Origin of the sequence: Streptomyces sp. NPDC001678, from assembly GCF_042892945.1 — a bacterium.
In the GTDB taxonomy this organism is placed as follows: domain Bacteria; phylum Actinomycetota; class Actinomycetes; order Streptomycetales; family Streptomycetaceae; genus Streptomyces.
Genome location: NZ_JBIAUP010000001.1, coordinates 152,251 through 165,112, shown reverse-complemented (window position 1 = coordinate 165,112; position 12,862 = coordinate 152,251). Strand labels below are relative to the sequence as shown.

Here is a 12,862-nt window from a genome sequence, read left to right as displayed (position 1 = left end):
CACCTGAGACGCTGACCCCATGACCGACCTGCCCTACGGAACCCCCGACGCCCCCCGCGTCGCCGTCCGAGGCGAAGCCCGCCTCGAAGTCGACCCCGAAATCGCCCGCATCGGCATCACCGTCAGCGCCCGAGGCACCGACCGCCGCAACGCCCTCCAGGACCTCACCCGCCGCAATAACCAAGTCCTCGATCTCCTCAAGTCCTACGGCGACGCCGTCGAGAAAACCGAGACCGGAACCTTCAGCATCACCCCCCAGCTCACCGACAAAGGCCGCCACGAACGCGTCCGCGCCTACCACGGCCACGTTCACATCACCGCCACCCTCGCCGACTTCACCGCCCTCGGCGAACTCGCCACCCACCTCGCCGAACTCGACCTCACCAGCGTCGACGGCCCCTGGTGGAGCCTGCGACCCGACTCGCCCGCCCACCGCGAAGCCCGCCAGCAGGCCGTCCGCGAAGCCGTCCAGCGCGCCCGCGAATATGCCGCCGCACTCGGCGCGGACCTCGCCGCCGTCGTCGAGATCGCCGACATCGGCGCCGAGAACGCCGCCCCGGCCATGCCCGTCGCCCCCGGCGGCATCATGCGCTCCGCCGGCTACGGCGGAGCCGCCGCACCACCGCCCGCACTCGACCTCGAACCCCAGCGCCAGGCCGTCTACGCCAACGTCAACGCCCGCTTTACGATGACCCGCCCGACGCTCTAGCCCCCCGATAGGGGTGCTCATCAGAGCACCCCTCTGCACGTTTCACAAGGTGTCAACAAGCTTTTACCGAAAGGACGTTGGACGGTTGCGGCGGGCCAATTCTCTACCCACCGGTAGGTCATAAGGTCGTGCCATGCGCCGAGCGAAAATCGTCTGCACCCTTGGGCCCGCCACCGACTCGTACGAGCAGATCAAGGCACTCGTGGAAGCCGGCATGGACGTCGCCCGCTTCAACCTCAGCCATGGCACGTACGCCGACCACGAAGCGCGCTACCAGCGGGTACGCAAGGCAGCGGAGGAAACCGGCCGCAACGTCGCCGTCCTCGCCGACCTTCAAGGCCCGAAGATCCGCCTGGGCCGATTCCGCGAAGGCCCCGTACTCCTTGAACGCGGCGACGAATTCACCATCACCGTCGAAGACGTCGAAGGCGACCGCCACCAGTGCGGCACCACCTACAACGGCCTCGCCGCCGACGTCACCAAGGGCGAACGCATCCTCGTCGACGACGGACGCGTCACCCTCGAAGTCGTCCAGGTCACCGGCCCCCGCGTCAAGACCCTCGTCCTCGAAGGCGGCATGGTCTCCGACCACAAGGGCCTCAACCTCCCCGGCGTCGCCGTCTCCGTCCCCGCCCTCTCCGACAAGGACATCGACGACCTCCGCTGGGCCATCAGGACCGGCGCCGACGTCATCGCCCTCTCCTTCGTCCGCAGCGCACGCGACATCGAGGACGCCCACCGCGTCATGAACGAGGAAGGCCGCCGCCTCCCCGTCATCGCCAAGATCGAAAAGCCCCAGGCCGTCGACAACCTCGACGGCATCGTCGCCGCCTTCGACGGCATCATGGTCGCCCGCGGCGACCTCGGCGTCGAAATGCCCCTGGAATCCGTTCCCATCGTCCAGAAGCGCGCCATCAAACTCGCCAAGCGCAACGCCAAGCCGGTCATCGTCGCCACCCAGATGCTCGACTCGATGATCGACGCCTCCCGCCCCACTCGCGCCGAGGCCTCCGACGTCGCCAACGCCGTCATCGACGGCACGGACGCGGTGATGCTCAGCGGCGAGACGAGCGTCGGGAAGTACCCCGTCGAGACGGTGCGCACGATGGGCCGCATCGTCATCGCGGCGGAGGAGGACATCCTCGCCAAGGGCCTCCCACCCCTGACCGAGCGCAGCAAGCCCCGCACCCAGGGCGGCGCGGTCGCCCGCGCGGCGGCCGAAATGGGCGACTTCCTCGGCGCGACGTTCCTTGTAGCCTTCACTCAATCCGGTGATACGGCCCGGCGCCTTTCGCGCTACCGCTCACCGATCCCCTTGCTGGCGTTCACGCCGGAGCCGGCGACGCGGGCGATGCTGAATCTGACGTGGGGCGTGGAGACGTTCCTCGGCCCGGTCGTCGAGACGACGGACGAGATGGTCGACCAGGTGGACGAGTACCTGCTGCGGATCGGGCGCTGTCGCCAGGGCGACATGGTCATCATCACGGCGGGCTCCCCGCCGGGCATGGCGGGGACCACGAACCTGGTGCGGGTGCACCACATCGGGGAGGACGACGCGCCGAAGGAGCTCTAGTACTTGGGGCCTATGTGGGTGTCCATGAGGGCGACGGAGGCTTTGCGGGCGACAGAGACGTTCTGGGCGTTGGCCTGCTTCCAGCTGACGCCGAGTCTGTCGAGGGTGTCGGTGTACAGCCGCCGGATGTCCTCGGACTTGTTGGTGAAGAAGTAGCGCGGGTATTCGTAGCGTTTGACGCTGCCACGGACGGTCCGGGTGGCCCAGTTGGTGATGCGGCATCCATCGGAGTGGACGAGGCCGCGTACGAGCTCCCAGGGGTGGGTGTCCGTGATCTGCTGCTGCCAGGGTTCGAGGCTGATCTTGCGCTCGTGCTTCTTGCCGGGGCCGTGTTGAGGGAAGAGGCACGGCCAGTGACGGCTGGTGCTGCCCACCGAGACGCAGCCCGGCTTCTGGACGACGCACACGCTGTTCTCCGGGCGGACGCTCTTCATCGCGTCGCGACAGGCCGTGATCAGCCCGGGCCATGCGTCCGCGCAGGCGATGCGGAGGGCGTAGGTGCCGCTCGGCTGTCTGCTGACGCAGCCGTCCCCGAGGTAGAGGCCGAGCAGGTACGCGTACGCGGCGGGATCGTCGGGAGGGCGTGGATCGGGTCCGCAACGGGAGCAGGTCGAGGCCGGGCGTGCGAGCGGCTCGATCCTCGTCTGCCATGAACGGAGCGTGTACCGGGAGATCCCGGTCTCCTCGCTCACGGAATTGAGGCTGCGGCCTTGACCGACGAGAGCGAGCGCACGCCGACGCGTTTCGATGTCGTACATAGAGACGAGCGTGGCCGCAGTGCTGGTGCGGAAGACAGGATTCGAAGTTATGTTCACCGCAAGGAGTGAAGATCCCCAAGCGTTGGAAGTGCTAGCGTTCCTTCGAATCGAAGGTGAAGTGCCCCGGGTCGGATTCGAACCGACACTGTATGGGTTTTGAATCCATTGCCTGCTGCCAATTGGGCTACCGGGGCCTTGCAATCCAAGGAGAGTCTATACCCCCTCAGTGCTCAAAACTACATGACGTAGGTAGGCTCATGCGAGCAGCACTTGCCCGTACCAAGGAGACCCGTGACCGCCGCCGAGCCCACGCCGCCCGTCGACGACGAGCCGCAGCACACCCCTCCGCACGTCACCCGTGTCGTGATCGCCGAGGACGAGGCCCTGATCCGTCTCGACCTCAAGGAGATGCTCGAGGAGGAGGGCTACTCCGTCGTCGGTGAGGCGGGCGACGGTGAGACCGCCGTGGCGCTGGCGCGCGAGCACAAGCCGGATCTGGTGATCCTCGATGTGAAGATGCCGGTCCTCGACGGGATCTCCGCCGCCGAGCGGATCGCGTCCGAGTCGATCGCCCCGGTGCTGATGCTCACCGCGTTCTCGCAGCGCGACCTCGTGGAGCGGGCCCGGGACGCCGGGGCCATGGCCTACCTCGTGAAGCCGTTCAGCAAGAGCGATGTCGTGCCCGCCATCGAGATGGCGGTCTCCCGCTTCACCGAGATGAAGGCGCTGGAGCAGGAGGTCGCCGACCTCGCGCAGCGCCTGGAGACGCGGAAGCTCGTGGACCGGGCGAAGAGCATTCTCCAGACGCAGTACGGGCTGACCGAGCCCGCCGCGTTCCGGTGGATCCAGAAGACGTCGATGGACCGTCGGCTGTCCATGCAGCAGGTGGCCGAGGCGGTCATCGAGGACGCCCGGGAGAAGAAGGCGTCCAAGGAGCAGTAGGCCTCAGCGCTGATGACTGATGAAGGGCCCGTGTCCGGTCACCGGACACGGGCCCTTTTGCGTGCCCGGTCAGTCCTCTCCGAGGTACGCCTTGCGTACCGACTCGTCGTGGAGCAGGTCGGCCCCCGTTCCGGAGAGGACGATCCGGCCGGTCTCCATGACGTGCCCCCGGTCGGCGAGGCCGAGCGCGGCCTGGGCGTTCTGTTCGACGAGCAGGATCGTGGTGCCGGTGGCCTTGAGCTCGGTGATGGTGTCCATGATCTTCCGCATCATGATCGGGGAGAGGCCCATGGAGGGCTCGTCGAGCATGAGCAGCTTGGGCCGGGACATCAGGGCGCGCCCCATCGCCAGCATCTGCTGTTCGCCGCCGGAGAGCGTGCCGGCCGCCTGGCGTGCTCGTTCGCCCAGGATCGGGAAGAGCTCGTAGACGCGTCGGACGTCCTGTGCGATGCCCTCGCCGTCCTTGCGGAGGAAGGCTCCGAGCTGGAGGTTCTCGGCGATGGTGAGGCGGGGGAAGATGTGGCGGCCTTCGGGGGAGTGGGCGAGGCCGAGGGCGACGATCTTGTGGGCGGGGATGCCGGTGAGGGGTTGTCCGTCGAAGCGGATGGTGCCGGAGCGGGGGGTGAGGAGGCCGGAGAGGGTGCGGAGGGTGGTGGTCTTGCCGGCGCCGTTGGTGCCGATGAGGGTGACGACCTGGCCGGTGTCGACGGTGAACGAGATGCCTTTGACGGCTTCGATCTTGCCGTAGGCGACGTGGAGGTCCTCGACTTCGAGGAGGGCGGTCATCGGTCGGTCTCCTCTGCGGCGTGGGCTTCCGCCGCTTGGGCTTCGGCCGCTTGGACTTCCGCGGCTTCCGCCTGGCCCGGTGCGCCTTCGAAGGGGGTGCCGAGATAGGCGGCGATGACGCGTTCGTCGCGCTGGACGGTCTCGGGTGTGCCTTCCACCAGTTTTTCGCCCTGTACCAGCACGGCGACGTGGTCGCAGAGGTTGAAGATGAAGCGCATGTCGTGCTCGATGACGAGGACGGCGGTGCCCTGGTCGCGGATGGCGAGGACGAGTCCTTCGGTGTCGCGGGTCTCCTGGGGGTTCATTCCGGCGGTGGGTTCGTCGAGGAGGAGCAGGCCGGGGTCGCTGGCGAGGGCGCGGGCGATTTCGAGTCTGCGTTGTTCGCCGTAGGGGAGGTTGCGGGCGAGGTGGTCGCGTTTGGTGGCCAGGCCGGTGAATTCGAGGAGTTCCATGGCGCGTTCTTCGGATGCCTTTTCGGCGCGGCGGAAGGCGGGGCCGCGGAGGAGGGCGGAGAGGAGGCCTTCTTTGGTGCGGGTGTGGCGGCCGACGAGGACGTTTTCGAGGACGGTCATATTGGCGAAGAGACGGATGTTCTGGAAGGTGCGGGCGATGCCGGCTTGGGTGACGAGGTGGGGTTTGGGCGGGAGGACGGTGTCGCGGTAGGTGACGGTGCCTTCGGTGGGGGTGTAGAGGCCGGTGAGGCAGTTGAAGAAGGTGGTTTTTCCGGCGCCGTTGGGGCCGATGAGTCCGACGATCTGACCTTCTCGGACGGTGAGGTCGACGGCTCGTACGGCGGTGAGTCCGCCGAAGCGCATGGTGACGCCGGTGGCGGTGAGGACGGGGGCGGCGGTGGCGGCGGTGGCGGTCGTGGTGGTCATGGTGGCTATGCCTCCGCCTCGGTGAGCCGGCTGCCGTCGGTGCCCGTGCCCGTGCCCCTGCCCGTACCGGTGCCCGTGCCCGGGGCGGTCTCGGCTTCGTGGAACTCCAGCTGCCGGCGGCGGTTGGGGATGATCCCTTCGGGCCGGAAGCGCATGAGGAGGATGAGGGCGAGGCCGAAGGCGAGGAGTTGGTAGTCCTGGAGGAACTGGAGTTTGGCGGGGATGAGGTAGAGCAGTGCGGCGCCGAGGAGGGGGCCGGTGATGGTGCCCATGCCGCCGAGGATGACGGCGGCGAGGAGGAAGGCGGAGTTGGGCGGTACGGGCCCGGCGAAGACGTATTGCTCGGGGACGACGGTGTAGGCGACGTGGGCCTGGACGGTGCCGGCGAGTCCGGCGAGGGTGGCGCCGAGGGCGAAGGCGATGAGTTTGAGGCGGAAGCCGTTGATGCCCATGGCGGTGGCGGCGGTTTCGTCCTCGCGGATGGCGACCCAGGCGCGGCCTATGCGGGAGTTTCCGGCGCGGCTGAAGACGAGGACGACGAGGGCGGTGAAGAAGAGCATCAGGAGGTAGTAGTTGGCGAAGGGGGTGAGGGTGAGGCTGCCGAGGGAGTGTTTGGCGCCGAAGTCGTAGCCGAGGATGGCGAGGTCGGGGATGTTGGGGATGCCGTTGGGGCCGTTGGTGAGTGAGGGGCCGGATTCTCCGTTGAGGTTGCCGACGGCGATGCGGAAGATCTCGCCGAAGCCGAGGGTGACGATGGCGAGGTAGTCGCCGCGGAGCCGGAGGGTGGGGGCGCCGATGACGACGCCGAAGACGAGGGAGGCGGCGGCGCCGGTGAGGACGGCGGCCCAGAAGGGGAAGTGGATGTGGAGGGTGGAGGCGGTGGAGCCGGAGACGAGGGCGGCGGTGTAGGCGCCGACGCCGAGGAACGCCACGTAGCCGAGGTCGAGGAGGCCGGCGAGGCCGACGACGACGTTCAGGCCGAGGGCGACGGTGGAGAAGATGAGGATGTTGACGATGATGAGGGTGTATTCGTCGGTGTCCTGGGTGAGGGGGAAGAGGACGGCGGTGACGAGGGCCGCGGTGAGGGTGACGCGGCGGTGGCGGTGGGTGAGGTCGGTGAGCCGGGCGCCCAGTCCGCTGGTGAAGAGCGCGGCGGTGGTGAAGCCGGTGAGCAGCAGGAAGCCGGTGAAGAGTTCGCCGTAGGCGGTGCCGATGCCGTAGGTGAGGACTTGGAGGGCGAGTCCGAACACGGCCGCGATGATGAGGATTTCGGCCCGTGCGGGGAGGGCGCGGGCCGGTGGCAGGGGGCGCGCGGGGGTGTTGGGGAGCGCGAGGGCGCCGGTGAGGGTGGCGAGGGCGGCTGCTCCGGCGAGGTAGCCGCCGGGTTCGAGGTTGACGAGTCCGCCGAGGCGGGTGGCGATGGCGATGAGGGTGTACCAGGTGGTGGCCAGGGTGCCGGCGGCCAGGTGGAGGGTGGCGGTGTGGCGGCCGGAGGGGGCCAGCCAGCGGAGGCCGGGGAGGCCGGTGGTGGCGAGGAGGTGGGCGAGGGTGAGGTTGGCGCCGGTGAGGGTGAGGATCTGGAGGCCACCGGGGTAGCCGGTGACGGTGAGGTTGCCGGGGAAGGCGCGGGTCCAGGTCCAGGGGAGGAAGGTGGAGAGGAGGGTGAGGAGGGCTCCGCCGGCGGTGAGGATTCTGGCGGTGGTGAGGGGGAGGGGGACGAGGGGGAGGGTGAGCCGGGGGATGGCGCGGCTGGTGGTGCCGGTGTGGTGGTGTTGTGGGGTCATGGGTCTCACGCCCGATCCGCGACGCGTTCGCCGAGCAGTCCTTGTGGCCGTACGAGGAGGACGACGATGAGCAGGACGAAGGCCCAGACGTCCTTCCAGCCTCCGCCGCCGAGCTGTTGCATTCCGGGGATGTGCTGGATGTAGGTGGTGGAGGCCGTTTCGGCGATGCCGAGGACGACGCCGCCGAGCATGGCGCCGTAGATGTTGCCGATGCCGCCGAGGACGGCGGCGGTGAAGGCCTTGAGGCCGAGGATGAAGCCCATCTCGAAGTTGATCTGGCCGGCACGGAGTCCTTGGGCGACGGCGGCGACGGCTGCGAAGGCGCCGCCGATGGCGAAGGCGAGGACGATGATGCGGTTGGTGTCGATGCCCATGAGCCGGGCGGTGTCGGGGTCCTGGGCGGTGGCCTGCATGGCGCGTCCGGTGCGGCTTTTGGCGACGAAGAGGCCGAGGGCGAGCATGCACAGGGGTGCGGCGACGAGGACGAAGACGTCGTCGCGCTGGAGGTGGATGTTGCCGGTGAGTTCGAAGGCGTCGCCGTGGAACTGGGGGAAGCTGCGGGATTTCTTGGCGTCGGGGTAGAAGGCCCAGACGAGTTGCTGGAGTGCGATGGACAGGCCGATCGCGGTGATGAGGGGGGCGAGGCGGGGGGCGTCGCGGAGGGGGCGGTAGGCGAAGCGTTCGGCGGCGGTGGCGACGGCGACGGAGGTGAGGGCGCCGCCGAGGAGCATCAGGGGGAGGGCGGCGGCGAGGGGGACGGTGCCGGGGAGCCAGAGCCGGACGGTGAGGGCGCCGAAGCCTCCGATCATGACGATCTCGCCGTGGGCGAAGTTGATGAGCTGGACGATGCCGTAGACCATCGTGTAGCCGATGGCTATGAGGCCGTAGAGCGTTCCCAGTGCGAGTCCGCTGACCAGTGTCTGCGGCAGTTCGTGCACCGCGTGCCTCCCCGTCGGGTGTGGTGGGCGGTGCCGCGCGAGGGTGTGCGGGGGTGCGGGTGCCTTCGCGCGGGCGGCCCGGTCAGTCCTGGAAGGTGGCGCTCTTCACGGATTTCCAGGTGTCGCCTACGACCTGGTAGACGGTCAGTTGTTTGTTGGTGGTGTCGCCGTACTGGTCGAAGGAGACTTTTCCAGTGACGCCGTCGAAGGAGACCTTGCTCATGGCGTCGAGGATTTTGGTGCGGGCGTCGGCGGGGAGTTTGCCCTTGTTGTCCTCGACGGTCTTCTTGACGGCCTGGACGATGGCCCAGGCGGCGTCGTAGGAGTATCCGCCGTAGGTGGCGTAGGGGTCCTTGTAGCCGGCGTCCTTGTAGCCCTGGACGAATTTCTTGGCGGAGTCGAGTTCTTCGACGGGGTAGCCGACGGAGGTGGCGAGGTCGCCGTCGTTGGATTCGCCGGAGGCGGTGATGAAGCCGGGGTTGTAGATGCCGTCGCCGCCCATGAGGGGGATGCGGGCGCCGGCTTTCTTGACCTGGTCGGAGAGGAGGCCGGCTTCGGGGAACTGGCCGCCGAAGTAGACGGAGTCGGCGCCGGAGGTCTTGATTTTGTTGGCGATGCCGGAGAAGTCGGTCTCCTTGACCGTGAGGTGGTCGGTGCCGGCGATCTCGCCGCCGAGGCGTTTGAATTCCTGGGCGAAGATGGCGGCGATCCCGACGCCGTAGGTCTGTTTGTCGTCGACGACGAAGGCCTTTTTCTTCTTGGCGTCCTTGTAGAGGTACTGGGCGGCGAAGCGGCCCTGGATGATGTCGGTGGTGGCGGTGCGGAAGTAGGTCTTGAAGGGACGGTTCTTCTCGCCCTTGGCCCAGTTGTCGCCCTGGGTGAGGGCGGGGTTGGTGTTGGCGGGGGAGACCTGGGTGAGGTCGGCCTTGGCGAAGACGCCCTGCATGGACTGGGCGACGCCGGAGTTCATGGGGCCGACGACGCCGACGACGTCCTTGTCGGCGACGAGTTTGGCGGCGTTCTGCTGTCCGGTGCCGGGGACGGCCTGGTCGTCGAGGGCGGTGGTCTTGAAGGTGACGCCCTTGACCTCGTTGTTCTTGTTGGCGGTGCGTACGGCGAGGTCGACGGAGTTCTTGATGCCCTGTCCGAACGGGGAGAGCGAGCCGGTCAGCGGGGCGTCGACGCCGATGGTCACGGTGGTCTTCGTGCCGCCGTCGCCGGTGCCGTTGTCCTTGGCGCTGTCGGCGTCGCGTGATCCGCAGGCGGCGAGGGCGAGGGCTCCGGTGGTGAGCGCGGCGGTGAGGATGACGAGGGAACGGTGGCGCACGCTTAAGTCCTTTCCCTGGCGCGGTGGCCTGATGGAGAGGTGCCGTGTCGCTCGCCGGGCGGATCGGGCGCGGGGGGCGGGAAGGTGCTGTGCGGATGGCTGCGGTGTGCTGGACGAACGGCCCGGCGGTCACGGTGTGCCGCGACTTTAGGGGGTGCGCGCGGGGGTCGGGCAGAGGTGACGACGATGCTGTGACTTTCTTGTTATGACGGAGATCACACTCCGCTTTCCGGTCGTCGTCGGGCGTCAGGGTGTGCGAAAGCCGGCCACGGGGTTCCGTGGCCGGCCGTCGTGACGGTGCTGCGTTGTGTCCGTCAGTTGGTCGTTCAGCTGGTCGTCTGCTCGCGGATGACGCAGGTGAGGCGGGCGGAGCAGACGCGGCGGTCCTGCTCGTCGGTGATGACGATCTCGTAGGTGGCGGAGGTGCGTCCCCGGTGGACGGGGGTGGCGACGCCGGTGACGAGGCCGGAGCGGACGCCGCGGTGGTGGGTGCAGTTGAGGTCGACGCCGACGGCGATCCGGGTCGGCCCGCCGTGGAGCATGGCGCCGACCGAGCCCAGGGTCTCGGCGAGGACGGCGGAGGCGCCGCCGTGGAGCAGGCCGTAGGGCTGGGTGTTGCCCTCGACGGGCATGGTGCCGACGACGCGCTCGGGGGAGGCCTCGACGACGGTGACGCTCATGCGCTCGCCCAGGTGACCGGCGGAGAACAGGGCGTTGAGGTCGAGCCCGCTGTCGGCCCACTGGTCGAGGATCTCCTGCGGGAACGTGGTCTTGCTGTGCTCGCCCATGACGCGCGGCTCCGATCACCCTTGGTCGTTGTGGTGTGAAATTTTTTTCAGCTCGACGGTCCGTCCGTCAACTGTTGTGATCTCCCTTTTCCGCTGCTCGCCCTTCGCTCGGCTCGAGCCGGATGACGATGGACTTGCTGGCGGGGGTGTTGCTGGTGTCGGCGGTGTGGTCGAGGGGGACGAGGACGTTGGTCTCGGGGTAGTAGGCGGCGGCGCAGCCGCGGGCCGTGGGGTAGTGGACGACGCGGAAGCCGGGGGCGCGGCGTTCGGTGCCGTCGGTCCATTCGCTGACGAGGTCGGCGTAGGCGCCGTCGGCGAGGTCGTGGGCGTGGGCGTCGTCGGGGTGGAGGAGGACGACGCGGCGGCCGTTCTTGATGCCGCGGTAGCGGTCGTCGAGGCCGTAGATGGTGGTGTTGTACTGGTCGTGGGAGCGGAGGGTCTGGAGGAGCAGCCGGCCTTCGGGGACGTGGGGGTGTTCGACGGGGGCTGCGGTGAAGTTGGCCTTGCCCGTGGTGGTGGGGAAGGTGCGGCTGTCGCGGGGGGCGTGGGGGAGGGTGAAGCCGCCGGGGCGTGCGACGCGGGCGTTGAAGTCCTCGAAGCCGGGGATGACGCGGGCGATGCGGTCGCGGATCGTCGCGTAGTCCTGCTCGAAGTCCTCCCAGGGGGTGGGGCTGGTGGTGCCGAGGGTGCGGCGGGCGAGGCGGCAGACGATGGCGGGCTCGGAGAGGAGCTGGGGGCTCGCGGGTTCGAGGCGGCCGCGGGAGGCGTGGACCATGCCCATGGAGTCCTCGACGGTGACGAACTGGTCGCCGGTGTGCTGCCGGTCGCGTTCGGTGCGGCCGAGGGTGGGGAGGATCAGGGCGCGGGCGCCGGTGATCACGTGGGAGCGGTTGAGCTTGGTGGAGACGTGGACGGTGAGCCGGGCGCGGCGGACGGCGGCTTCGGTGACGTCGGTGTCGGGTGTGGCGGAGACGAAGTTGCCGCCCATGGCGAAGAAGACCTTGGCCTGTCCGTCGCGCAGGGCGCGGATGGCGCGGACGACGTCGAGGCCGTGTGCGCGGGGCGGGGTGAAGCCGAATTCCTTCTCGAGGGCGTCGAGGAAGGCGGGGGCGGGGCGTTCGAAGATGCCCATGGTGCGGTCGCCCTGGACGTTGCTGTGGCCGCGGACGGGGCAGACGCCGGCGCCGGGGCGGCCGATGTTGCCGCGCAGGAGGAGGAAGTTGACGACTTCCTTGATGGTGGGTACGGCGTGCTTGTGCTGGGTGAGGCCCATGGCCCAGCAGACGATGACGCGCTTCGACTGGAGGACCATGCGCAGGGCGGTCTCGATCTCCTCGCGGCGCAGTCCGGTGGCGCGGAGGGTCTCGTCCCAGTCGGCGGCGCGGGCGGCGCGGGCGAAGTCGTCGAAGCCGTGGGTGTGCTCGTCGACGAAGGCGGTGTCGACGGCGCCTTCGGTCTCCAGGATCAGCCGGTTGAGGAGGCGGAAGAGCGCCTGGTCGCCGCCGAGGCGGATCTGGAGGAAGAGGTCGGTGAGGGGGGTGCCGCCGGCGGCGAGGCCGCGGGCGTTCTGCGGGTTCTTGAAGCGTTCCAGGCCCGCCTCGGGGAGGGGGTTGACGGTGATGATCCGGGTGCCGCCGTGCTTGGCCTTCTCCAGGGCGCTGAGCATGCGGGGGTGGTTGGTGCCGGGGTTCTGCCCGGCGACGATGATCAGGTCGGCCTTGTAGAGGTCTTCCAGCAGGACGCTGCCCTTGCCGATGCCGATGGTCTCGGTGAGTGCGGAGCCGGAGGACTCGTGGCACATGTTGGAGCAGTCGGGCAGGTTGTTGGTGCCGAACTCGCGGGCGAAGAGCTGGTAGAGGAAGGCGGCTTCGTTGCTGGTGCGGCCGGAGGTGTAGAAGACGGCTTCGTCGGGGGTGTCGAGGGCGTGGAGCTCCTCGGCGATGATGTCGAAGGCGCGTTCCCAGGTGACGGGTTCGTAGGCGGTGGCGCCTTCGGCCAGGTACATGGGGTGGGTGAGGCGGCCCTGCTGGCCGAGCCAGTAGCCGCTGCGGTCGGCGAGGTCGGCGACGGGGTGGGCGGCGAAGAAGGCAGGGGTGACGCGGCGGAGGGTGGCCTCCTCGGCGACGGCCTTGGCGCCGTTCTCGCAGAATTCGGCGGTGTGGCGCTTCTCGGGCTCGGGCCAGGCGCAGCCGGGACAGTCGAAGCCGTTCTTCTGGTTGACCTGGAGGAGGGTCAGGGCGGTGCGGCGGACGCCCATCTGTTCGTGGGCCATGCGCAGTGAGTGGGCGATGGCGGGCAGCCCGGCGGCGGCGTGCTGCGGGGCGGTGACGCTCGGTGCGTCCTGTACGGGGTCGCCGGTGGGCGGCTTGCCTGCCATCT

At 68.8% G+C, this 12,862-nt stretch carries 11 protein-coding genes and 1 tRNA gene; 3 read left to right on the top strand and 9 right to left on the bottom strand.

Going from position 1 to position 12,862, the window contains the following annotated elements; all coding sequences use genetic code 11:
- The first annotated feature begins 19 nt into the window (after positions 1–19).
- Positions 20–709 carry an SIMPL domain-containing protein gene (locus tag ACFYZR_RS00785; protein ID WP_391902933.1) on the top strand — a complete coding sequence of 230 codons (690 nt, stop codon included), beginning with the start codon at positions 20–22 and terminating at the stop codon, positions 707–709.
- Between the two features lie 133 nt (positions 710–842).
- Complete coding sequence (gene pyk / locus ACFYZR_RS00780) at positions 843–2,282, top strand: pyruvate kinase (RefSeq protein WP_391902930.1); 1,440 nt, start codon at positions 843–845, stop codon at positions 2,280–2,282.
- Here pyk and ACFYZR_RS00775 read toward each other — a convergent pair.
- On the bottom strand, positions 2,279–3,040 hold the full coding sequence (locus tag ACFYZR_RS00775) for a transcriptional regulator (protein ID WP_391902927.1): 762 nt from the start codon (positions 3,038–3,040) through the stop codon (positions 2,279–2,281). The genes pyk and ACFYZR_RS00775 overlap by 4 nt on opposite strands.
- Positions 3,041–3,159: 119 nt before the next feature.
- Positions 3,160–3,234: transfer RNA gene (locus ACFYZR_RS00770), tRNA-Leu, on the bottom strand.
- 97 nt (positions 3,235–3,331) lie between these two features.
- Between ACFYZR_RS00770 and ACFYZR_RS00765 the strand changes: the two genes are divergently transcribed.
- Positions 3,332–3,982, top strand: coding sequence for an ANTAR domain-containing response regulator (locus tag ACFYZR_RS00765; RefSeq protein ID WP_391902924.1), 651 nt, complete (start codon positions 3,332–3,334; stop codon positions 3,980–3,982).
- Positions 3,983–4,051: 69 nt separating this feature from the next.
- Here the strand turns inward: ACFYZR_RS00765 and ACFYZR_RS00760 are convergent, their stop codons facing one another.
- The 7 genes from ACFYZR_RS00760 to ACFYZR_RS00730 all read right to left on the bottom strand — a co-directional run bounded on the left by ACFYZR_RS00760 (position 4,052) and on the right by ACFYZR_RS00730 (position 12,860).
- Positions 4,052–4,768 carry an ABC transporter ATP-binding protein gene (locus tag ACFYZR_RS00760; RefSeq protein ID WP_391902921.1) on the bottom strand — a complete coding sequence of 239 codons (717 nt, stop codon included), beginning with the start codon at positions 4,766–4,768 and terminating at the stop codon, positions 4,052–4,054.
- Positions 4,765–5,646 (bottom strand): ABC transporter ATP-binding protein, encoded by an 882-nt coding sequence (locus tag ACFYZR_RS00755; protein WP_391902919.1) that lies wholly within the window; start codon positions 5,644–5,646, stop codon positions 4,765–4,767. The genes ACFYZR_RS00760 and ACFYZR_RS00755 overlap by 4 nt, the downstream gene beginning before the upstream one ends.
- Before the next feature lie 5 nt (positions 5,647–5,651).
- Positions 5,652–7,430 (bottom strand): branched-chain amino acid ABC transporter permease, encoded by a 1,779-nt coding sequence (locus ACFYZR_RS00750; protein WP_391902916.1) that lies wholly within the window; start codon positions 7,428–7,430, stop codon positions 5,652–5,654.
- A gap of 5 nt (positions 7,431–7,435) precedes the next feature.
- Complete coding sequence (locus ACFYZR_RS00745; RefSeq protein ID WP_391902913.1) at positions 7,436–8,368, bottom strand: branched-chain amino acid ABC transporter permease; 933 nt, start codon at positions 8,366–8,368, stop codon at positions 7,436–7,438.
- Between the two features lie 82 nt (positions 8,369–8,450).
- Positions 8,451–9,695 (bottom strand): branched-chain amino acid ABC transporter substrate-binding protein, encoded by a 1,245-nt coding sequence (locus ACFYZR_RS00740; protein ID WP_391902910.1) that lies wholly within the window; start codon positions 9,693–9,695, stop codon positions 8,451–8,453.
- 326 nt (positions 9,696–10,021) lie between these two features.
- Positions 10,022–10,483 carry a PaaI family thioesterase gene (locus tag ACFYZR_RS00735; protein ID WP_391902908.1) on the bottom strand — a complete coding sequence of 154 codons (462 nt, stop codon included), beginning with the start codon at positions 10,481–10,483 and terminating at the stop codon, positions 10,022–10,024.
- A gap of 67 nt (positions 10,484–10,550) precedes the next feature.
- A complete protein-coding gene (locus tag ACFYZR_RS00730) occupies positions 10,551–12,860 on the bottom strand; it encodes an FdhF/YdeP family oxidoreductase (protein WP_391902906.1) in 2,310 nt (769 codons plus the stop codon).
- Between the last annotated feature and the right edge of the window lie 2 nt (positions 12,861–12,862).